This is a genomic window from Mycobacterium sp. FW102-FHT13B02 (assembly GCF_058790275.1).
Map to the genome: position 1 here is coordinate 71,616 of NZ_JBYTCM010000011.1, position 22,893 is coordinate 94,508.

Below are 22,893 nucleotides of genomic sequence, written 5' to 3' on the forward strand. Positions count from 1 at the left end.
CAATGACCGCAACTGAGGCCACCCCCATCGCCAGTTTCGCCGATGTTCCGCTGCAGGGCGAGGCCGCGGCCGCGCCCACCGCGGACGCCGTCGACACCCACGTCGCCGACGCGGCCGGCGCCCACGGCTATACCGCGGCGCAGCTCACCTGGTCGACCCCCGAGGGCATCGACGTCAAGCCGGTGTACATCGCCCAGGACAGGGATGCCGCGACTCAAGCGGGCTACCCGCTGGACAGCTTTCCGGGCACCCCGCCGTTCATCCGCGGGCCGTACCCGACCATGTACGTGAACCAGCCGTGGACCATCCGGCAGTACGCCGGGTTCTCCACCGCCGCAGAGTCCAATGCGTTCTACCGCCGCAACCTGGCCGCCGGCCAAAAGGGTCTGTCGGTCGCGTTCGACCTCGCCACCCACCGCGGCTACGACTCGGACCACCCCCGCGTCCAGGGCGACGTCGGAATGGCTGGTGTGGCAATCGATTCCATCCTCGATATGCGCCAGCTGTTCGACGGCATCGACCTGGGCAGTGTCAGCGTCTCGATGACGATGAACGGTGCGGTGCTGCCCATCCTCGCGCTCTACGTCGTCGCCGCTGAAGAGCAGGGCGTGCCGCCGGAGAAACTGGCCGGGACCATCCAGAACGACATCCTCAAAGAGTTCATGGTCCGCAACACCTACATTTATCCGCCGAAGTCGTCGATGCGGATCATCTCGGACATCTTCGGCTACACCAGCACCAAGATGCCGAAGTTCAACTCGATCTCCATCTCGGGCTACCACATCCAAGAGGCCGGCGCCACAGCGGATTTGGAGCTGGCCTACACGCTGGCCGACGGTGTGGAGTACATCAAGGCCGGCCTCGACGCCGGGCTGGACATCGACAAGTTCGCGCCCCGGCTGTCCTTCTTCTGGGGCATCGGCATGAACTTCTTCATGGAGGTGGCCAAGCTGCGTGCCGGCCGTCTGTTGTGGAGCGAGCTGGTCGCCGAGTTCGCGCCGAAGAGTGACAAGTCGCTGTCGCTGCGTACCCACTCGCAGACCTCCGGCTGGTCACTGACCGCGCAGGACCCGTTCAACAACGTGGCCCGCACCTGCATCGAGGCCATGGCCGCCACCCAGGGCCACACCCAGTCACTGCACACCAACGCCCTCGACGAGGCGCTGGCGCTGCCCACCGACTTCTCCGCCCGCATCGCCCGTAACACTCAGCTGCTGTTGCAACAGGAGTCGGGCACCACGCGGCCCATCGACCCGTGGGGCGGCTCGTATTACGTCGAGTGGCTGACCCACCAGCTCGCCGAGAAGGCCCGCGCCCACATCAAGGAGGTCGCCGAGCACGGCGGCATGGCGCAGGCCATCGGCGAGGGCATTCCGAAGCTGCGTATCGAAGAGGCCGCCGCCCGCACCCAGGCCCGGATCGACTCCGGTGCCCAGACCGTGATCGGCGTCAACAAGTACCAGGTGTCCGCAGAAGATGAAGGCCAGGCCGTCGAGGTCCTCAAGGTCGAGAACAGCCGCGTGCGTGCCGAGCAGCTGGCCAAGCTCCAGCAGCTGCGGGCCGACCGCGACGAGGCCGCCACTCAGGCCGCGCTGGCCGAATTGACCCGTGCCGCAGGCGAATCCGGTCATGCTGGGGAAGACGGCCTGGGCAACAACCTGATGGCGCTGGCCATCAACGCGGCCCGCGCCAAGGCGACCGTCGGCGAGATTTCCGACGCCCTGGAGAAGGTGTACGGCCGGCACCAGGCCGAGATCCGCACCATCGCCGGCGTCTACCGCGACGAGGTGGGGAAGGCCGGAAACGTGAGCACCGCAACGGAATTGGTCGAGAAGTTCGCCGAGGCCGACGGCCGTCGGCCCCGCATCCTGGTGGCCAAGATGGGCCAGGACGGTCACGACCGCGGCCAGAAGGTGATCGCCACGGCATTCGCCGACATCGGCTTCGACGTGGACGTCGGCTCGCTGTTCTCCACGCCCGACGAGGTGGCGCGGCAGGCGGCGGACAACGACGTGCACGTCGTCGGGGTGTCGTCGCTGGCCGCTGGCCACCTGACGCTGGTGCCCGCGCTGCGCGATGCACTGGCCGAGGTGGGGCGTCCGGACATCATGATCGTGGTCGGCGGCGTGATCCCGCCGGGCGACTTCGACGAGTTGTACGCCGCGGGTGCCGCGGCGATCTTCCCGCCCGGCACCGTGATCGCCGAGGCCGCGATCGGCTTGTTGGGCAAGCTCGCCGAGCGGCTGGGCTACAAGCTCTGAGGTGGCGGACATGACGGCCCCGGTTTCCGAACTCGCAGCCAGGATCCGGGCCGGCGATCGGGCCGCGCTGTCGCGTGCCATCACACTGGTCGAGTCCACCCGGGCCGACCATCGTGATGCCGCGCAGCAGCTGCTGCTCGAGCTCACCCCCGAAGCGGGCCGGGCGCTGCACGTCGGCATCACCGGCGTGCCCGGGGTGGGGAAGTCGACCACGATCGAGGCGCTCGGTATGTACCTGATCGGGCAAGGACACCGCGTCGCGGTGCTGGCGGTCGACCCGTCGTCGACCCGTACCGGTGGCTCGATCCTGGGCGACAAGACCCGGATGGCTCAGCTGGCGGTGCAGCCCGAGGCATACATCCGGCCGTCGCCGACGTCGGGCACGCTCGGCGGGGTGGCCAAGGCCACCCGCGAGACCATCGTGCTGCTCGAAGCGGCCGGTTACGACGTCGTCCTGGTCGAGACCGTCGGCGTCGGACAGTCCGAGGTGACGGTGGCCAACATGGTCGACACCTTCGTCTTCCTGACCCTGGCTCGCACCGGCGATCAGCTGCAGGGCATCAAGAAGGGTGTGCTGGAGCTGGCCGACGTCATCGTGGTCAACAAGGCCGACGGTGAGCATGCCATCGAAGCCAAGGCCGCGGCCCGCGAGCTCTCGGGTGCCATCCGGCTGATCTATCCGCGCGACACCCTGTGGCGGCCGCCGGTGCTCACGATGAGTGCGCTACGTGGCGACGGTCTGGCCGAGATGTGGGACACCGTGCTCAAGCATCGGGACACCCTCAGCGCGGCGGGCCAGTTCGAGGCCCGGCGCCGGGCTCAGCAGGTGGACTGGACCTGGACGATGGTGCGGGACACCGTCTTGGACCGCGTGCTGTCGAACCCGGCCGTCAAGGCGCACCGCGACGAGGTGGAACGTCAGGTGCGCGACGGCGAACTCACACCCGCACTGGCGGCGCAGCGCATCATCGACCTCGCGAACTGACGGACCGCGTTCGCCTCGGTATTGCCCGGCGGGTGCTGCCGGCGTGGTATCGAGTACGGGCCGGGTGTTTTCGCGCCGCGCGTCTGGCGAAACCAAATGTTGGTGTGTTCAGTGGCGTGCCGCAATCCCGCCAAAAACGGCGGTCGGATGAGTGTGGCTACCGATCAATATCGCCAGATGTCCGCTGTGACCATGAAAAACAGTCGGTGTAGTCGACTTTTCGCAACGAGTTATGCCGGCGTAGCCGCGATCTTGAAGTGAATTTCCGGCCGTGTGCGCCAGACTATTTAGTTAACAGATTGATAACGTCGGAGATGATCGGCGGCAACGGCAGGTCATCATTTGGTAATGACCAACGCTTTTCGCCGGGAGCGCAATGTCGCGCCTCTCCGGTCCGCCGGCGGGCCTCTTCCGCAGGGCGTTCACGGTGCCGCTGACCCCAATTTCGCAAACGTGGTGCGGGCCTTTTCTGCCATGTTCCCCAGCCGCTTTCTCGGCGGCGGCGCCCTCTCGGTGTACCTCGACGGCGTCCCCGTCGTCGATGTATGGACGGGGTGGGCCGACCGATGGGGCAACCGGCCATGGGAAGCGGACACCGGCGCCATGGTGTTCTCGGCGACCAAGGGGTTGGCTTCGACCGTCATCCACCGGCTGGCCGACCGGGGTCTGATCGCCTACGACGCACCGGTGGCCGACTACTGGCCCGCCTTCGCGGCCAAGGGCAAGGCCGGTGTGACGGTGCGGGAGCTGATGCGGCATCGGGCGGGGCTGTCGCAGCTCAACGGCGCCACCCGGGATGAGCTGATGGACCACCGCCTCATGGAACAGCGGTTGGCGGCGGCTCCGATGAGCTGGATGAAGGGGCGCCCGGCGTACCACGCCATCACCTACGGCTGGTTGTTGTCCGGCCTGGCCCGGGCGGTGACGGGCCAGGGCATGCGGGAGCTGTTCCGCACAGAGCTGGCGGAACCGCTCGGTGTGGACGGTCTGCATCTGGGCCGTCCGTCGGCCGATGCGCCCACGCAGCCGGCGCAGATCATCGGACCGCAGTTCCGCATCCGCAATCCGCTGTTCGACGCGGTGGCGCCGTATGTGGCGAAGTTGCCGTTCTCGGGTGGATTCGGCTCGATGTACTTCACCGGTATGCGGTCGATGGCTCAAGGGGAAACCCCGCTGCTGGATTCCGAGATGCCGGGCGCCAACGGGGTGGCCACGGCTCGATCGCTGGGCCGCGTTTACGGCGCGATCGCCAACGGTGGCCAGATCGATGGCATGCGCTTCTTGTCCGCCGGCACGGTGGCGCAGCTGCGCGGCACGGGCAGTGTGTTCCCCGACTTGGGCCTCGGGCTGCCGATGGACTTCAACCTGGGCTATCACGGACTGCCGTTCCCGGGCATCATGCCGGGGTTCGGCCACGTCGGCCTCGGTGGGTCGTTGGGCTGGGCCGACCCGGATCGCGGCCTGGCGTTCGGCTTCGTGCACAACCGGCTGTTGACGCCGCTCATGGTTGCCGATCAGGCCGGTTTCGTGGCGCTCGGGGCAATGGTGCGACACAGTGTCGCGCAGGCCCGCAGCAACGGTTTCTGCCGGGTGACGGAGTTCGGTGCAACCTATGCAGATCCGGCGCCCGTGGCGGGCTGACGGAGTTTGCGCGCGCGCGATACGCGGCAGCATCGGAAGCGACGCGGACCGCCCTCAGCACGGTACTTTCACGAACCCGCAGATGTCTGGCGTGTTGATTTTTTGCCCGCATCGAGCGGAGTTCGTCACACTAGACATTTCGTACCATGTGTATCGACCATTGCCGAAAATACGGATTTATGGCCGCAGCCTGTAGGTATCGGATTTTTGCAATGTTGCTCCAATTGCAATTTCCATATCCACGCAAACATTCGCCCTGTCGCGCCGTCTCTGTGTGTGCGGTGCTGGGGTGAACGTTGTTCGCTACGGAGCGCTATGCTTCCGGCCCGAGGCTGGTTCGAAAAGGCTCCGAACCAACGCCCTGTGCAACGGCGCGCCGGGTGGGTTGGGCCTTCCGTGGCGAGTGTGCTGCGGATATCCGGTGGTGATGGTGGCCTGGTAGCGATTCGGCCGAAACGGGTAGCCCCGATTCGGCGGATCAGTTAATTTGACCCGGTAGGATTTCGAGCCAGTTTGATTAAAGCGGCAAAGACGATTTCCAAAAAGATTGAGCGGCGGTCTGCGAGCCACCCGGCACAGCGTGTGTCGGAGTCGGTCCGGACTGCTCGGAGAGGCGGTAGCTAAGTGGGTGGGTCACCGACGACACCCGTCGCGATCATCGGCATGGCATGCCGACTTCCTGGCGGGATCAGTTCGCCAGAGGAGTTGTGGGAAGCCCTGTTGCGCGGTGACGACCTGGTTACCAAAGTTCCGCTCGAGCGGTGGGACGCCGAGGAGTACTACGACCCGGAGCCCGGCGTGCCCGGCCGGTCGGTCTCCAAGTGGGGCGCCTTCATCGATGACGTTGCCGGCTTCGACGCCGACTTCTTCAACATCAGCGACCGCGAAGCCACCGCGATCGACCCGCAGCACCGCTTGATCCTCGAAACTTCCTGGGAGGCCGTGGAACACGCCGGTATCGACCCGGCGTCGCTGGCGGGCTCATTGACCGGCGTCTTCGTCGGCATGACTGCCGGTGACTACCAGTTGCTGGCCGCAGATGCCCACGCCATCGAAGGGCCGTACGGCTTCACCGGCAACAACTACAGCCTCGCCTCGGGCCGCGTCTCCTACCATCTCGGTGCCCACGGTCCCGCGTACACCGTCGACTCGGCGTGTTCGTCCAGCCTGCTCGCCGTGCACCACGCATGCCGCAGCCTGCACGACGGCGAGAGCGACGCCGCACTGGCCGGTGGTGTCAACATCATGCTGGAGCCGCGCAAGATGTCCTCGGGTTCGGCGCAGGGCATGCTGTCGCCGACCGGCCACTGCCACGCGTTCGACGTGGCCGCCGACGGCTTCGTGTCCGCCGAAGCGTCCGTCATGTTCATGCTGAAACGCCTCGACGACGCGCAGCGCGATGGCGACCGCATCCTCGCCGTCATCCGCGGCACCGCGAGCAACCAGGACGGTCACACCGTCAACATCGCGACCCCGGGCGAGGACGCCCAGGTCGCGGTCTACCGGCGCGCGCTCGACCTGGCCGCCGTCGACCCCGCCACCATCGGTTACATCGAGGCGCACGGCACCGGAACGCCGGTTGGTGACCCGATCGAATACTCAAGTCTGGCAACGGTTTACGGCCAGCAAGGCCCAGTCGTCCTGGGCTCGGTGAAGACCAACCTCGGCCACGCACAGTCGGCTTCGGGTGCGGTCGGTTTGATGAAGGCCGTCCTGGCCCTGCAGCACGGTGAAGTGCCGAAGAACCTCTACTACAACGAGATGCCCGCCGAGATGGCCGCGATCTCCACCGGCCTGTTCGTGCCGACGGAGCTCGTGCCGTGGCCGGCCACCGCCGACCACCCGCGCCGCGCCGCCGTGTCCGCCTACGGCCTCTCGGGCACCAACGTGCATGCCGTCGTCGAGCAGGCGCCCGCCGCATCGTCGCCGCGCACCGTCGAGTCCGGGGGCCGGGCGAGCTTGGCTGGCAATGGCAAGCTGCTGTTCCCGGTGTCGTCCACCTCGGCCGAGGAACTGCGCCGCACCGCAGGCAGGCTGGCCGACTGGGCCACAGCCCAGGGCGAATCCCTGGACGTGGCGGACACGGCCTACACGCTGTCGCGCCGCCGCGCCCACCGCCCGGTCCGCACCACGGTCCTCGCCGAGGACGCCGCAGGGCTGATCCAGGCGCTCCGCGAGGTCGCCGACGGCGAGACGCCGTACCAGCTTTCGGCCGGCAAGGGCGATCGTGGCCCGGTATGGGTGTTCTCGGGCCAGGGCTCGCAGTGGGCAGCCATGGGCGCCGGCCTGCTGGCCGCCGAGCCCGCATTCGCGGCCGCCATCGCCGAGATCGAACCGCTGATCGAAGCGGAGTCCGGCTTCTCGATCACCGACGCCATCACCGCCGGTGAGACGGTGACCGGCATCGACCGCATCCAGCCCGCCGTGTTCGCCATCCAGGTGGCGCTTGCCGCGACCCTGCGGTCCTACGGAGTGCAGCCCGGCGCGGTCATCGGCCACTCCATGGGCGAATCCGCGGCGGCAGTCGTCTCCGGCGCACTGTCGCTGACCGACGGCGTGAAGGTCATCTGCCGCCGCTCCAACCTGATGCTCAAGGTGTCCGGCTCGGGCGCCATGGCATCGGTGGAGCTGCCCGCCCAGCAAGTCCTCTCCGAGCTCGGCGCCCGCGGCGTCAGCGACGTCGTGCTGGCGGTCGTCGCCTCGCCGCAGTCGACCGTCGTCGGTGGCGAGAAGGACGCCATCCGCACGCTGGTCAAGGAGTGGGACGAGCGCGGCGTCATGGCCCGCGAGGTGGCGGTCGACGTGGCGTCGCACACCCCGCAGGTCGACCCGATCCTGGACGAGCTCGCCGACGCGCTCGAGGACCTCGAGCCCGACGAGCCGGCGGTGCCGTACTACTCGGCCACGCAGTACGACCCGCGCGATCCCGCCGACTACGACGCCGACTACTGGGTTGACAACCTGCGCCACACGGTGCGGTTCGGCGCCGCGGTGCAGGCCGCGCTCGACGACGGCTTCCGGGTCTTCATCGAGCTGGCCCCGCATCCGCTGCTGGTGCACGCGGTCAATCAGAACGCCGCGCATCAGGACATCGGCATCGCGGCCCTGGCGGCGATGCGTCGCGAACAAGAGGTGCCGAACGGCCTGCGTGAGGTCGTCGCCGACCTGCACAATGCCGGTGCGGCAGTCGATTTCTCGGCGATGTACCCCGATGGCGTGCTCATCGACGTGCCACTGCCGACGTGGACCCGCAACCACCTGATCCTCACGCGCGACCCGCACGAGCAGGCGCCCGGCGGGGCCTCGCTGGCCGTGCACCCGCTGCTCGGCGCGCACGTCCGCCTCCCGGAAGAGCCCGAGCGTCACGTCTGGCAGTCCGACGTGGGCACCGATATGCAGCCGTGGCTGGGTGACCATCAGGTGCACAACGTGGCGGCACTGCCTGGTGCGGCGTACTGCGAGATGGCACTCGGTGCGGCTCGCGAGGTGCTGGGCGAGGCCTCCGAGGTGCGCAACGTGGCCTTCGAGGCGATGCTCCTGCTCGAAGAGGAGACCGCCGTGTCGGCGGTCGCGACCGCGGTTCCGTCGGGCGACATCGACTTCCTCGTCGAGACCTACCAGGACGGCGAGCAGGTGCGCCGGGCCGCCGCGACGTTGCACGCCGTCGATGATGACGCCGCCCGCCCCGCCTACAACCTGGCCAAGCTGGTCGCCGCCCACACGCAGGATGTCGACGGTGGCGACCTGAGGGCCTGGTTCGCCGATCGCGGCATCCAGTACGGGCCGGCGTTCTCGGGTCTGACCGCGGCGCACACGACCGTGGGCACCACGGTCCTCGCGGCGGTCACGCTGCCCGGGGCCATCCGGTCGCAGCAGAGTGCGTACACGGTGCATCCGGCGCTGCTCGACGCCTGCTTCCAGGCGGTGGCCGCGCATCCCGATCTGCACGGTGACACCACCGGCGCGCTGATGCTGCCGCTGGGTGTCGGCAAGCTGCGAGCCTACGAATCGACGCGCAACGCGCACTACTGCTATGTCAAGCTCGTCAGCCTGTCCCCGACAGCCGTCGAAGCCGACATCGACGTACTCGACGAGAACGGTGCGGTGCTGCTCGCGGTGACCGGCTTGCGCCTGGGCACGGGTGTGTCCGAGGACGGTCAGCGCGAACGGTTGCTGAACGAACGCCTGCTGAACATCGAATGGCGCAGCCAAGATGCTCCGGTGGCCGACGTCGTGGATCCGGGCCGCTGGCTGCTGATCTCGGCCGCAGCAGACGCCGACAGCCTCACCGAGAAGCTGTCCGAGGTCCTGCAGTCCGACGAGGCCGACGTCTCCACCATGGCGTGGCCGGCCGACGCTGACCACGCGTCGAACCTCGAGTCGCTGCAGGCCACCTTGACCGCCAAGCCCTTCAAGGGCGTCGTCGTCGTCACGGGTGCGCCCGAGGACTCGGCGGCATCTGCGTCGGCGGCCACCGCCCAGCGCGGTATGACGCAGGTCGAGCAGTTGGTGCACATCGTGCGCGGACTGCCGGACGTGCCGGGCCAGCCCGCGCGGCTGTACGTGCTCACCCGGGGTGCCCGGACCGTGCTGTCCGCGGATGTGGCCAACCTCGAGCAGGGCGGTATCCGCGGCTTCATGCGAGCCATCGGCATGGAGTACCCGGCGATGCGGCCGACCCAGATCGATCTGGACGTGCAGGCCGACGTGGCGCACGTCGCGGCGGAACTGTTGTCCGGCTCGGAAGAGGACGAGACGGCATGGCGCTCGGGCGAGTGGTTCACCGCGCGCCTGAACCTGAGCCAGTTGCAGCCGGAGGAACGCCGCACCTGCGTCGTGCGACCGGAGACCGACGGTGTGCAGCTGCAGATCCGGACCCCCGGCGACCTGTCGTCGGCGGAACTGGCCGCGTACGAGCGGGTCGCGCCGGGACCGGGCCAGATCGAGGTCTCGGTCGCGGCGTCCAACCTGAACTTCGCCGATGTGCTGGTCGCGTACGGCCGGTACCCGAGCTTCGAGGGCCGGCTCCCGCAGCCGGGTGCGGACTTCGCCGGTGTGGTCACCGCTGTCGGCCCGGGCGTCACGGATCACCAGATCGGTGACCGGGTGGCGGGCATCTCGCTGACCGGTGCCTGGAAGACGTTCGTCACCTGCGATGCCAACCTGGCCGTGAAGATTCCGGTCGACCTGCCCGAGGGCAGTGCGGCAGCGGTGCCCAGTGCGCACGCCACCGCCTGGTACGGCCTGCACAACCTGGCCCGCATCCAGGCCGGCGACAAGGTGCTGATCCACTCCGCCACCGGTGGTGTGGGGCAGGCCGCCATCGCCATCGCGCGGGCCGCGGGTGCCGAGATCTACGCCACCGCGGGTAGCGACGATCGTCGAAACCTGCTGCGCAGCTGGGGAATTCAGCACGTCTACGATTCCCGCAGCACGGCCTTCGCGGACGAGATTCGCCGCGACACCGACGGCTACGGCGTTGACGTCGTGCTGAACTCGCTGCCCGGCGCGGCACAGAAGGCCGGTGTCGAGCTGCTGACGTTCGGCGGCCGGTTCGTCGAGATCGGCAAGCGCGACATCTACGGCGACACCCGGATGGGACTGTTCCCGTTCCGCCGGAACCTGTCGTTCTACGCGCTCGATCTGGCCCTGCTGACGCTGACCAACCCCGACGTCACCCGCGGCATGCTGGAGACGATCTTCGGGCAGATCGCCGACGGCGTCCTGCCGGTGCCGGACACCACGCACTACCCGCTGAGCGACGCCGCCACCGCCATCCGGGTGATGGGCGCGGCCGGCCACACCGGCAAGCTCGTGCTCGACATCCCGCACACGGGGGAGTTCGAGGCGGTGTTGTCGCCGGAGCATGCCCCGGTGTACCGGCCCGACGGTTCGTACATCGTCACCGGTGGTCTGAGTGGTCTGGGCCTGTTCCTGGCCGAGAAGCTCGCGGCCGGCGGCTGCGGACGCATCGTGCTCAACGCGCGTTCGGAGCCGAGCGCCCAGACCCAGCAGGCCATCGAGGTGGTCCGGAGCAAGGGCGCCGAGGTCGAGGTGGTCCTCGGTGACATCGCCGCCGCCGACACCGCGGCCCGTCTGGTCGCGGCCGCCGAGTCCACCGGCAAGCCGCTGCGCGGCGTGCTGCACGGCGCGGCGGTGGTCGAGGACGCGACGTTGCCGAACATCACCGACGAGCTGATCGAGCGGGACTGGGCTCCGAAGGTATTCGGCGCATGGCACCTGCACGAGGCGACGGCCGGGGCCGAGCTGGACTGGTTCTGCTCGTTCTCGTCGGCCGCCGCCATGGTGGGCTCACCCGGACAGGGCGCCTACGCCGCGGCAAACAGCTGGCTGGACGCGTTCACGCAGTGGCGCCGTGCCCAGGGACTGCCGGCCACGGCCATTGCCTGGGGCGCCTGGGCGAAGATCGGCGCCGGGCAGGGCATGGCCGCCGACGAGGCCATGGCGATCGATCCGGAGGACGGCGCGTACGCGTTCGACGCGATCATCCGCCACGACCGCGCCTACGCCGGCTACGCGCCGGTGGCCGGAGCGGACTGGCTGGTGGCTTTCGCCCAGACCAGCAAGTTTGCGGAGTCGTTCGCCAACATCGGGCGGGGAGGTGCGGGCACCAGCGAGTTCCTCGCGGAGTTCCACGCCCTTTCGGAGGAGGAGCGGCCCGCTCGTCTGAGGCGCCTGATTACCGACGCTATGTCTATGATACTTAGGCGATCTGTCGATCCCGATCGTCCGTTGGCCGAGTACGGCCTCGATTCGCTCGGGGCGCTCGAACTGCGGACCCGTATCGAGGCCGAGACGGGAGTCCGGATCGGTTCATCGGACATCACGAATGTTCGAGCATTGGCAGAACGCCTGGGAGAGGCGATTTCGACGGCGATTTCGACATGACGGGTCAGAGTAGGGCGTCACAGAAGCCGCGCGCTGAATTCACCGAAGCACAGGAGAGTGAACATGGTTGCGATTAGGACCATCCATGACTGGATGGGTTCCTCGGGTGTTCTGACCTCCTGGAACCCTTCCTCTGCGTCGCTCGCCAAGCTGCGCAATGCGCCGGTCAGTTCGGTGCCGGTGAGCTACCAGCAGAGCCAGCACATCCGCGCGTTCCGTTCGCACGAGCGCAACGGCACCGACATGGCGCGGTTGAACATCGCCGCGTGGGACATGCCGGGTAAGTGCGACGTCCGGGCGATGACGCACGTCATCAACGCGTACGTGCGCCGGCACGACACGTTCCACAGCTGGTTCGAGCTGCTCGACGACGACTCGGTGGTGCGCCGGACGGCGAAGAGCCCGCGGGACATCAAGCTGGTGCCCACCGAGCACGGCGAGATGAACGCGCAGCAGTGGCGTGACCACGTGCTCGCGACGCCCGACCCGCTGCAGTGGGACTGCTTCCACTTCGGCATCATCCAGCGCGACGACCACTTCACGTTCTACTTCAGCATCGACCACGTGCACACCGATGCACTGCTGATGGGACTGGTGCTGGTCGAGATCCACCTCATGTACGCGGCCCTGGTCAGTGGCGCTCCGCCCATTCCGCTGGCCGACGCCGGCAGCTACGACGACTACTGCGTCAAGCAGGCGGAGTTCACCGCGTCGCTGACGCTGGAGTCCCCAGAGGTCAAGGACTGGATCAAGTTCGCCGAGGCCAACGACGGCACGCTGCCGTGCTTCCCGCTGCCCCTCGGTGACCCGACGGTGCCGTGCGGTGGCGAGATGCTCACCGTCCGGTTGATGGACAAGCACCAGTCGGAGCGGTTCGAGTCGGCCTGCCTGTCCGCGGGCGCCCGCGTGATCGGCGGCGTGATCGCTTGCGCGGCACTGGCCGAGCACGAGCTCACCGGCCGGCCGGTCTACAACATCATCACCCCGACCACTACGCGCCGCACTCCGGCCGAGTTCATGACCACAGGCTGGTTCACCGGCGTCGTGCCGATCAGCGTCCCGGTATCTCCGGATTCGTTCGGTGACACTGCCCGCGCCATGCAGAAGGCGTTCGACGCCGGCATGGACCTGGCGCATGTCCCGTTCGAGCGGGTGCTGGAACTCGCCGAGGGCAAGGTGGCGTCGATCCGCAAGGCGGACCCGGGCGTGCCGATGGTGTCGTATCTGGACACCAACCTGCCACCGCTGTCCCCGGCGATCATGAACGAGTGGGAGCGGCTCAACGGCCGGGTGTACAGCGATGCCCGCTCGGCGTACCAGATCGGCATCTGGGTGAACCGTTCCGAGAAGGAAACTTCGGTCACCATCGCTTACCCGGACAACCCGATCGCCCGCGAATCGGTGGACAAGTATCTGCACGCGATGCGTGCCGTGTACCTGCGCGTCGCCGACGGTGGTTCGAGTGCCGGCCGTTCGGATGCCTTGCGCCACAACGGTTGCCGCAGCGAACTGATTCGAGCTGTGAAGGGCTGACCTGTGACGACCCCCACGCGCCCGTCGCGTGTGCCTTTGTTGCGCCGCTGGCGCGCTGTTGGCGGCGACGACCAGAGCCGCGTGCTCGACTATGTCGACCAGGCGATGTTCCTGGGCCTGCGGGCCACCGGACAGGCCGCGGTCATGCAGTTCGGCTGGGTCTACGAACACCCGGTGGACCTGGACGGTTTGCGCCGGTTCCACTACAACTTCGGCCACGGTCTCGGCGGGCGCCAGATCGAACCGTCGGTCCTGCCGTTCGGCCGGCACCGCTGGGTGTCGGCGCTCGGGCCACCGGCGCCGATCCGGATGTACGAGACCGTGCGCCCCCGGTCGGAACTCGGCGACTTTCTGGACGAGCACGCACAGATCCCGGTCGACCCGGAGTTCGGGCCGACGTGGCACATGGGTGTGCAACCGCTCGACGACGGTGCCACCGTGGTCAGCCTCGTCGGTTCGCACTGCATCGCCGACGGCGGCGGCGCCATGCTGACGGTGTTCGAGTCGGTGACGGGCCAGCGGCGCAATCTCGGTCTGCCGCAGCCACGTTCGCGGTCTCGATGGGGTGCTGTGCGCGCCGACCTGCGCCAGACCTTCCGTGATCTGCCCGAACTCGGCCGTTCGATGAAGTCGGCGGCGAAGCAGGCTTATCAGAAGCGCAGCGAGCTGCGCCGCTCCGGAAAGTCGCCGGCGGCCCACCTGGATTCGGCCAGTGCCAAGGAAAACCTGGTGGTGCCGGCAATCTTTGCGTTCATCGACGCTGCTGAATTCGAAGCCCGGGCGAAAGCACTCGGCGGAAACAGCTATGCGTTGATCGCCGGTTTCGCCGCCCGGTTGTCCGAGCGGATGGGGCGGTTCAGCGAGGCCGAAGGTGTGGTGCCGCTGGTCGTGCCGATCAACGACCGCACGCTGGAGGACACCCGGGCCAACGCGGTACTGATCGGTGATGCCCGGGTGAATCCGAAGGGCGTCACCGAGGATCTGACGGAAACCCGGGCGATCATCAAGGAAGCCCTGCGGAAGATGCGCGAGGAGCCCGACGAGAAGTTGGAGCTGCTGCCGCTCACGCCGTTCATCCCCAAACGCGCCGTCACACAGGCCGCTGACATCGCGGTCGGCTTCGGTGAGCTGCCGGTGTTCTGCTCGAACCTCGGGGTGCTACCGGACGACCTGGCTCGCGTCGACGGGACCCCGGCCGAATACGTCATGGCGCGCGGTGTGGACGGCCAGGTTCCCCGCGGGGTGCTGGAACACCGCAATGGCATTTTGACGGTCATCTCCATGCAGATGATCGGACGGGTGTCGATGGCGGTGATCGGTTACCAGCCGGGCGCCGAGAACACCAAGGCCACGCTGCGCGCGTACGTAGAAGAGACGCTGGCCGAGTTCGGCCTTTCTGCCGTCTACGAGTAATCCCGCTTCAGACAATCGAAAAGTGAAGGGCCAGGTCTATCTTGTCCACTGATACCCGGTCAAAGCGGTCCGGTCGTCGCCGGTTCGCCAAGCTGCCCCAGGAGCTGGACCGTCCGCAGGACCGTCTGGACTACATGGACGAGGCGACGTTTCTGTCGTACCGGGCCAGTGGCCGGGTCCAGGTCATGCTGGCCATGTGGTTCTACGAAGGGCCCGTTGATCTCGACGGACTGCGCCGGTTCCATGCGAACTTCGGACGCAGCCTCGCGGCCCGCCGCATCGAGCGCTCGCCGTTGCCGTTCGGCCGGGCCCGGTGGGTTGCCGCTCCGGCCCTCGAGCGGCCCCTCGACATCGCCGAAACCCCGCGTCCGCGTTCGGAATTGACCAATTGGCTCGAAGAGCGGTCGCAGATCCCGATCGATCCGGAACACGGCCCGGGCTGGCACCTGGGTGTCCAGTCGTTCAGCGACGGTTCGACGGCTGTGGCGCTGGCGCTGTCGCACTGCCTGATCGACGGCACCGGGGCGGTGGCCGCCATCATGGAGTCTGTGCTGGGCCAGGGCCGCGATCTGGGATACGCGCAGCCGGGCTCCCGCACCCGTTGGCAGGGCATCCGCGCCGATCTGCGTCAGGCCCGGCGCGATTTCCCCGAGGTCCGCCGGACCGTGGTGGCCGCCGCGAAGATGCTCCACCGCAGACGTCACGAGATTCGCACTTCCGGGGACACCCGGCCTGCGGTGACCGCCAGCGCCGCCGATGAGTATGTACTGATGCCTTTCGCGGGCACCCACATCGACGTCGAGCAGTGGGATGCGAAATGCGAAGCTCTCGGTGGCAACACCTACTCGCTGGCCGCGGCGTTCGCGTCCCGGCTGGGTGTCCGCATGGAACGACACCGCAAGCACGACAACAACATTTCGCTCATGGTCGCGGTCAACGACCGGACCTCGATGGATGACACCCGCGCCAACGCCATGGCGTTCGCCAACCTCACGGTCGACCCGACCCACGTCGCCAAGGACCTGACGGACCTGCGGGCGTCGCTACGGGCCTCGCTCAGCACGGCCAAGGATCAGCCCGACGAGTCGTTCATCCTGCTGCCGCTGACGCCGTTCATTCCGCTGCGCGCGGTGAACAAGACGGCCGACCTCGTGCTTGGTGACATGCCGGTGACATGCTCCAACTTCGCGGAGCTGCCCGACCTGATGTGCCGGCCCGACGGCGTCAACCAGGCGACCTTCCTGAACTGCTGGGGTGTCGAGCAGAAGGTCAAGAGGTCCGATATCGAGCGGCCGGGCGGCCTGCTGGTGGTCGCGTCCGGCCGGTACAACGGGCGGGTGAACCTCGGCATCGTCGGCTACCAGGTGGGGGCCGAGAACAGCCGTGCCATGCTGCGCGAACTCGTCAAGCAGACGCTCGACGAGTTCGATCTCACGCCGTTGACCATCTACTAGCGCTTACCGGGCGTTTCCGCCCAGGCGCTCAGCGGGCCTGGGCGGCCTTCTCCAACAGATCCGCGGTGCGCGCCACGCTGTCCGCGGGTTTCGTCATGCGGGCCGCGGCGGCACGGACCCGATCCGCGCATTCCGGCTGCAGCGCCGTGCGCAGCGCGGCTTTCAGTGCTGCCGGCGTGGTCTTCGAAAAGCGGCGTGACGCCCCGAGCCCCAGCTTCTTGATCTGCCCGGCCCACACCGGCTGGTCGGCGCTGACCCACAGCACGACCGTCGGCACGCCGGCACGTAGCCCTGCTGCCGTGGTGCCGGCGCCGCCGTGGTGGACCAGCGCCCGGCACAGTGGGAACACCGCGGCATGGTTGACCGCGCCCACCAGTTTCACGTGATCGCCCAGCGCCGTGTTCGGCAGGTCCCAGACGCCCGAGCTGATCAGGGCCCGCTCGCCGAGTTCGGCGCACACCGTGTCGATCATCGCCACCGCGGCGGCGGGGGACTCCACCGGCATGCTGCCGAACCCGAAGTAGATGGGTGGCTTGCCGGCCGCGATCCAGTCCATCACGTCCGCATCCGTGTCGGTCTGCAGTTCCATCGACATCGATCCCACCAGGGGCTTGGCATCGCCGTATTCGGCCGCCAGCCCCGGGAACAGCACCTCGTCGTAGGCCTGGATCTCCAGGGCGCCACGGTCTTCGATGCGGCGGACCGCCCGTACCGTCGCCGGCGGCAGGCCCAGGGTGCGCCGCTGGATGTCCTCGGCTTCCTTCAGCATGCGCCAGTGGAACCATTCGCCGACCGCGAAGCCGCGGCGGATCAGCGGCAGCGGCAGCGGCACCGGCAGCACCTGGCTGTTGGGGCGGAACGGGAAGTAGTGCAGGGCGGCCAGCGGGATGTCGAAATGCTCGGCAACGTTGGCGGCCACCTCTTGATACGTGGTCCCGGCAAGGAGCAGATCCGCGCCGGCGGCGACGTCGGTGAGGGTGGCGTTCATGTCCTGCCAGCCCTGTGTCATGTAGTCCCTGAGTTCGCGGACCACACTCACCGGGTTCTTGATGCTCAGATGGTCGCGAAAGATGTCCGCATCCAGTTGCTGCTGAGAATCCACGCCGTAGCTGGCGGGCATCGGAAGTCCCGCCGAAGCGACGAATGACACCAGATTCGGCGGCACGGCCATGCGGACTTCGTGGCCGCGACGTAGCAGTTCTCTGGCCACGGCACCGCTGGGCTCGATGTCTCCGCGCGTGCCATGGATGGCGATAGCAAACTTCACAGGACGTCAATCATATCGGTCTGCCGCTGCTGTCCGCATTGCTGAGACACCAATGGCAACGAGGACGTCCGGCACCCGTAGGCGGCGAGTGGGTTGGGTGACTTCATCAGTGGCACACCCGATTACAGCATGGCCTCGAGTTTGCGGCTCTGCGGCGGCATCTATGTTGCACTGCCGGTCGGTGCATCTGATCCGTTTGCGGCGTGTAGCCTGTCGGGGATGCTGAAACGTGCCAGGCCAAGCGGTGCTTTGGCACATGCGGGTTTCGCCGCACTCGGCAAGTACGTGGTGCGGCGTCCCGTCGCGGTCCTGGCCGCCTGGGTCGGGCTGGCGGCCATCCTGTTTCTCGCGCTTCCGACGTTGATCGACGTCGCCGGCCGGCGCCCGCCACCATTCCTGCCGGACGACGCGCCGACGCTGGTTGCCAGCAACACGATGAAGAACGCGTTCCGCGAGGCCGACGCCGGCAACGTCGCGGTCATCCTGCTGACGGACGAGCATGGCATCAGCAAGGACGACGAAGAGGTCTACCGCCGCCTCGTCGACAAGCTGAACGCCGACAAGACCAACGTCAGGTCGACGCAGGACTTCATCCACATTCCCGAGCTGCGCCAGGTGATGGTCAGCAAGGACGGCAAGGCGATGCAGCTGCCGGTCAGCCTGGTCGGCAGTATGGGTACCGGACCCGGCCAGCTGGCCTTCAGCAATGCTCAGCAGACCATCCAAGAGGTGGTCAAGGGCAGTGACCTGACGCTGAACATCGTGGGCGCATCGGCCACGTTTCAGGACATCAACGAAATCGGTGCCCGCGATCAGCACATGATCGAGACGGCCACCGCCGTCCTCGTCTTCTCGATCCTGATCATCGTCTACCGGAGTCTGGTGGCGATGCTGCTGCCGCTTGTCACCATCGGCGTCTCGCTGATCGTCGCGCAGCAGCTGGTGGCAGGTCTGGGCCTGATGGGGCTCGCGGTCGGACCGCAGACGCTGGTGCTGATGACCGGCATGATGATGGGCGCCGGGACCGACTACGCCATATTCCTGTTCAGCCGATATCAGGAGTTCATCAGACAGGGAGTTACCAGTGATCAGGCGCTGGTCTCTGCCCTGACCTCGATCGGCGAAGTCATCGCCGGCTCCGCCGGCACCGTCGCGATCACCTTCCTGGCGCTGTCGTTCGCCACCCTCGGGGTGTTCGCCACCATCGGCCCGGCGCTGGCGGTGACCGTGCTGGTCGGTTTCTTCGCGTCGGTCACGATGCTGCCGGCCCTGATCGTCCTCGTCGGACGGCGTGGCTGGATCAAGCCGCGCAAGGACATGACCGGCAAGTTCTGGCGCCGTTCCGGCGTCAACATCGTGCGCCGCCCGGTGACACATCTGGCCACCAGCCTCGCCGTGCTGCTTGCACTCGCCGGCTGCGCGACGCTGGTCCGCTACAACTATGACAACCGCAAGGACCTGGACCCCAGCGCGGCGAGCAACGTCGCATACGAGGCACTGAACAAGCATTTCCCGGTCAGCTCCACCATGCAGCAGTTCGTGCTGATCCAGTCGCCGCGCGACCTTCGCGCCCCGAAGTCGCTCGCCGACATGGAGCAGATGGCACAGCGCATCGCGCAGTTGCCGCACATCGACGCGGTCCGTGGCATCACCCGGCCCACGGGCGACGTGCTGGAGCAGGCGAAGGCCACGTATCAGGCCGGTGAGGTCGGCAGCAAGCTCAAGGACGCCTCGAACCTCATCAACAGTAATGACGCCATGCTGCAGAAGCTGGTCGACGGCGAATACCAGCTCGCCGACGCGCTGAACCAGATCCGCACGCAGGTGCTCGGGGGTATCGGCCCGGTGCGGTCCATGCTGACCCAGATGGCGGCGCTGCAGAAGCAGTACGGCGGTTCGAAGACGCTGGACGATCTGGACAAGTCGGCCAAGATGGTGTCCCAGATGACCTCGCTGGGCGATGCGGTCGGCGGTCAGCTGGTCCGGGTCGGCGACGTCTACAAGTGGTCCGGAAAAGCCCTCGAGACGCTGAACGCGACGCCGTTCTGCAATTACTACCCGGCGTGCAACGACCTGAAGATCGGTCTGCAGAACGTCAACGACGGCAACGATCCCGAGACGGTCCAGAAGGTCATCAACCTCGGCCACATGCTGCAGCAGTACAAGAGCGACCCGGGCATGGACGACAAGGTCCGCGGCATGGGCACCAACATCGAGAGCATCACGGCCCTGTTGAAGCAGCTGCGGCTGTACGACACCGCGGACCTCGAGAAGCGTCTGCAACAGGCGGTCGACGGCGTCAACCTGCTCGCCGATTCGAGCAAGCAGCTCGCCGACGGTGTGAAGCTGTTGGTCGACCAGGTCCGGGGGATGGGCGGTGGCCTGAACCAGGCTTCGTCGTTCCTGCTCGGTATGCGCCGTGACGCCAACACCCCGCAGATGGCCGGTTTCTACGTGCCGCCCGAGATTCTGAGCCGGAACGAGTTCGAGAAGGCCGCGACCCTGTTCGTGTCCCCGGACGGGCACACCGTGCGCTACCTGGTGCAGACCGCACTGAACCCGTTCGGCACAGAAGCCATGGACCAGACCAACGCGATCGTCAAGGCTGCCCAGACGGCACTGCCCAACACGTCGCTGTCCGACGCGAAGGTATCGATGGTCGGTCTGTCCGCGGTGAACCGTGACATCCGCGACTACTACAACAGCGACATCCAGTACATCGTGATCGTCACGCTGATCGTGGTATTCCTGATCCTGGTGCAGCTGCTGCGGTCCATCGTGGCGCCGCTCTACCTGGTGCTGTCGGTGGTGCTGTCGTATGGCTCGGCGCTGGGTATCGGTGTGGTGTTCTTCCAGTTCATCTTGGGCTACGACATCTCCTGGAGCGTGCCGGGTATCGCATTCCTGGTGTTGGTGGCGGTCGGTGCCGACTACAACCTCCTGCTGATATCGCGAATACGTGACGAGGCGAAGTGGGGCGTGCGCTCTGCGATCGTCAAGACGGTTTCCGCAACCGGCGGTGTGATCACCTCTGCCGGTCTGATCTTCGCGGCATCGATGCTCGCCATGACGGTCAGTAGCATCCTGGGCGCCGTGCAGCTCGGCTTCATCATCGGTGTCGGTCTGCTGCTGGACACCTTCATCGTCCGTACGGTGACGGTGCCGGCGACCGCGGCTTTGCTCGGCGACGCCAACTGGTGGCCGTCCAAGTCGCCGCGCCGCAGGCGCGAAGAGGCCGAGGCGGCCGCGGCCCTCGCCGCCACCGAGCGGTTGCGGGCCGAGCGTCAGGCCCGCCGTGAGTCCGACGAGGTCGAGCCCTGCCCGGAGTGTGGCTACGCGGCGACGTGTGATGCCTGCCAGATGACGACGGCCTTCGAGGCCGCCGGGGCAGTACAGCACCGCGGCTTCTTCGGCTGAGCCGCCACCGCGTCATTGCGCCGGGCCCGGCCGATCGTCGCCGCTTCGTCCCGACCTCTTGTCCGGCCGTGCGCCGAACGCACTGCCCGGGCCCTGTGAGGCCGTCGTACGGGCGTCCCCGATACGACTAGGGCCGCAACGTCAATGACGTTGCGGCCCTAGTCATATCGTCGTCAGGCGTCGAGTCGCGCCAGCTCACCCTTCCGGTACAGCTCCGTGCAGGCCTGCCGGCGAATCTTGCCGCTCGTGGTGATGGGGATCGAGCCCCGGCCGACCAGCACCAGGTCGGCGGCATTCACACCGTGCACCTGCGAGATGGCGGAGGTGATGTCGTGCTTGACCTGTGCCAGGTTCTCGCGGACCTCGTCCTCGGTCTCGCCGCGCTTCTTCATCTCGATGACGACGGCGAACTGCTCGACACCGTCCTCCTCGAAGCCGACGGCCGCGGTACGACCGCCCGAGACCGCGCTGACGGTGGCCTCGATGTCGTCGGGGTACAGGTTGCGGCCGCGGATGATCAGCAGGTCCTTGATCCGGCCGATGATGAACAGCGAGCCCTCGGAGATGAAGCCGAGATCGCCGGTGCGCAGCCAGGTGTCCGACGGGGTGCCCTCAGGGGCATCCACGAGCACGCCGCGGAAGGTCTTCTCGGTTTCCTCGGGCTTGTTCCAGTACCCGGCGCACACGTTCTCACCGTGCGTCCAGATCTCGCCGACGGTGCCGTCGGCCGCCTCGCGGCGGGTCTCCGGGTCGACGATGCGGACCAGGGGAGAGGGCGAGAAGCCGTAGCTCACCAGCGGGCTGCCCGACTCGACGCGCTCGACGATGCCGTCGGCCAGCTTCTCGGTATCGAATTCGACGACCGTCGGCGGCTCACCGGACTCACGAGAAGCCACGTAGAGGGTGGCCTCGGCGAGGCCGTAGCTGGGCCGGATGGCCTTGCCCGGCAGACCGAACTTGGCGAAGCGCTGGATGTAGCGCTTGATGGTGGTGGGCTGCACGCGCTCGGCGCCGCTGAACACCGTCAGGACGGTGCTCAGGTCCTTACCGGCCATGTCCTCGTCGGTGGTCCGGGCGGCCGCCAGGTCGAAGGCGAAGTTCGGCGCGGCGGTGATGACGTTCTTGTGGCTGCCCATGAGCTGGATCCAGCGGGCGGGCTTGACGAGGAACGAGATGGGGCTCGTCATCACGGTGTGCCAACCGCCGAGGATGGGCGTGCACACACCGAGCAGCAGGCCCATGTCGTGGTACAGCGGCAGCCAGGTCACCACGGTGGTCCCCGGCGGCGCCACCTTGCCCCACTCCGAGAAGAAGACCGCGATCATCTGCTCGTAGTTGGCCGAGACGTTGCGGTGCGACACCATCACGCCGGCGGCCGTGCGGGTCGAGCCCGACGTGTACTGCAGGTAGGCGGTCTCCGGGCGAACCTCGCGGCGGGAGAACGGCTTACGGCGGGTCTCCAGATCCAACTCGTCGACGGCGAGCACGACGGGGCTGCGGCCGTCGTCGTTCGGGGTCGCGTACTGCGCGACGGCGTCCTTGCTGGCCGCGGTGGTGAGAGCGACGACGGGCTGCGCGTCCTTCATGACGGAGATGACGCGCTCGTCGTGGTGGCCCATGATCGGTTGGGTCAGCGGGACCGCGATCATGCCGGCCTCGAGTGCGCCGAGGAATCCGACGACGTATTCGAGGCACTGTGGGGCCACGATCACTACGCGGTCACCGATCTCACCGTGCTGGCGCAGTTCGTGGGCGACGGCGACGCTCTGCTGGTACAGCTGAGCCCACGTCAGGGTCTTGGCCACACCATCGGGGTCGGTGTCGTAGTCCATGAACGTGAAGGCCAGGTCGTTGGGTTGCAGGCTGGCGCGTTCGCGCAGGACGGCCGGCAGAGACGACTCGATCACGGACACTTCCTCCTCGGGATGTTCGGGCGGGGGGTGAAGGGCCGGGTGCCGTCGGTGACGGTTGACTACCGTCAAACTGACACCGGGTGCCGGATAGCAGCGTAGG

10 protein-coding genes are annotated in these 22,893 nt (G+C 67.4%); 8 read left to right on the plus strand and 2 right to left on the minus strand.

Annotation, left to right across the window (positions count from 1 at the left end; translation table 11 throughout):
- Positions 1-2 precede the first annotated feature (2 nt).
- The 7 genes from scpA to AC3WTE_RS19350 all read left to right on the plus strand — a co-directional run bounded on the left by scpA (position 3) and on the right by AC3WTE_RS19350 (position 16,196).
- Complete coding sequence (gene scpA / locus AC3WTE_RS19320; protein WP_492440024.1) at positions 3-2,261, plus strand: methylmalonyl-CoA mutase; 2,259 nt, start codon at positions 3-5, stop codon at positions 2,259-2,261.
- Between the two features lie 10 nt (positions 2,262-2,271).
- The gene (meaB, locus tag AC3WTE_RS19325) at positions 2,272-3,246 is read left to right on the plus strand and encodes a methylmalonyl Co-A mutase-associated GTPase MeaB (RefSeq protein ID WP_492440026.1); all 975 of its coding nucleotides are present in this window, start codon (positions 2,272-2,274) and stop codon (positions 3,244-3,246) included.
- A 348-nt stretch (positions 3,247-3,594) separates the two neighbouring features.
- A complete protein-coding gene (gene lipL, locus AC3WTE_RS19330; RefSeq protein ID WP_492440028.1) occupies positions 3,595-4,887 on the plus strand; it encodes an esterase/beta-lactamase LipL in 1,293 nt (430 codons plus the stop codon).
- Positions 4,888-5,550: 663 nt separating this feature from the next.
- The gene (gene pks2, locus AC3WTE_RS19335; RefSeq protein ID WP_492440194.1) at positions 5,551-11,796 is read left to right on the plus strand and encodes a sulfolipid-1 biosynthesis phthioceranic/hydroxyphthioceranic acid synthase; all 6,246 of its coding nucleotides are present in this window, start codon (positions 5,551-5,553) and stop codon (positions 11,794-11,796) included.
- A 63-nt stretch (positions 11,797-11,859) separates the two neighbouring features.
- Positions 11,860-13,329, plus strand: a complete 1,470-nt coding sequence (locus tag AC3WTE_RS19340; protein WP_492440030.1) for a condensation domain-containing protein — start codon at positions 11,860-11,862, stop codon at positions 13,327-13,329.
- 3 nt (positions 13,330-13,332) lie between these two features.
- Positions 13,333-14,742 carry a hypothetical protein gene (locus AC3WTE_RS19345; RefSeq protein WP_492440032.1) on the plus strand — a complete coding sequence of 470 codons (1,410 nt, stop codon included), beginning with the start codon at positions 13,333-13,335 and terminating at the stop codon, positions 14,740-14,742.
- 41 nt (positions 14,743-14,783) lie between these two features.
- The gene (locus AC3WTE_RS19350; RefSeq protein WP_492440033.1) at positions 14,784-16,196 is read left to right on the plus strand and encodes a condensation domain-containing protein; all 1,413 of its coding nucleotides are present in this window, start codon (positions 14,784-14,786) and stop codon (positions 16,194-16,196) included.
- 28 nt (positions 16,197-16,224) lie between these two features.
- Here AC3WTE_RS19350 and AC3WTE_RS19355 read toward each other — a convergent pair whose 3' ends face one another.
- Positions 16,225-17,463 (minus strand): glycosyltransferase, encoded by a 1,239-nt coding sequence (locus tag AC3WTE_RS19355; protein ID WP_492440035.1) that lies wholly within the window; start codon positions 17,461-17,463, stop codon positions 16,225-16,227.
- Positions 17,464-17,682: 219 nt separating this feature from the next.
- Between AC3WTE_RS19355 and AC3WTE_RS19360 the strand changes: the two genes are divergently transcribed.
- Complete coding sequence (locus AC3WTE_RS19360) at positions 17,683-20,880, plus strand: MMPL/RND family transporter (protein ID WP_492440037.1); 3,198 nt, start codon at positions 17,683-17,685, stop codon at positions 20,878-20,880.
- A 173-nt stretch (positions 20,881-21,053) separates the two neighbouring features.
- Here AC3WTE_RS19360 and AC3WTE_RS19365 read toward each other — a convergent pair whose 3' ends face one another.
- Positions 21,054-22,793: an AMP-binding protein gene (locus AC3WTE_RS19365; RefSeq protein ID WP_492440038.1), complete on the minus strand. Its 1,740-nt coding sequence runs from the start codon at positions 22,791-22,793 to the stop codon at positions 21,054-21,056.
- Positions 22,794-22,893: the final 100 nt, after the last annotated feature.

Bases quoted from the DNA above. Each gene is read 5' to 3' on its own strand.
- meaB (WP_492440026.1), top strand. From the start codon at position 2,272: ATGACGGCCCCGGTTTCCGAACTCGCAGCCAGGATCCGGGCCGGCGAT.
- pks2 (WP_492440194.1), top strand. From the start codon at position 5,551: ATGGCATGCCGACTTCCTGGCGGGATCAGTTCGCCAGAGGAGTTGTGG.
- lipL (WP_492440028.1), top strand. From the start codon at position 3,595: ATGACCAACGCTTTTCGCCGGGAGCGCAATGTCGCGCCTCTCCGGTCC.
- AC3WTE_RS19360 (WP_492440037.1), top strand. From the start codon at position 17,683: ATGCTGAAACGTGCCAGGCCAAGCGGTGCTTTGGCACATGCGGGTTTC.
- scpA (WP_492440024.1), top strand. From the start codon at position 3: ATGACCGCAACTGAGGCCACCCCCATCGCCAGTTTCGCCGATGTTCCG.
- AC3WTE_RS19340 (WP_492440030.1), top strand. From the start codon at position 11,860: ATGGTTGCGATTAGGACCATCCATGACTGGATGGGTTCCTCGGGTGTT.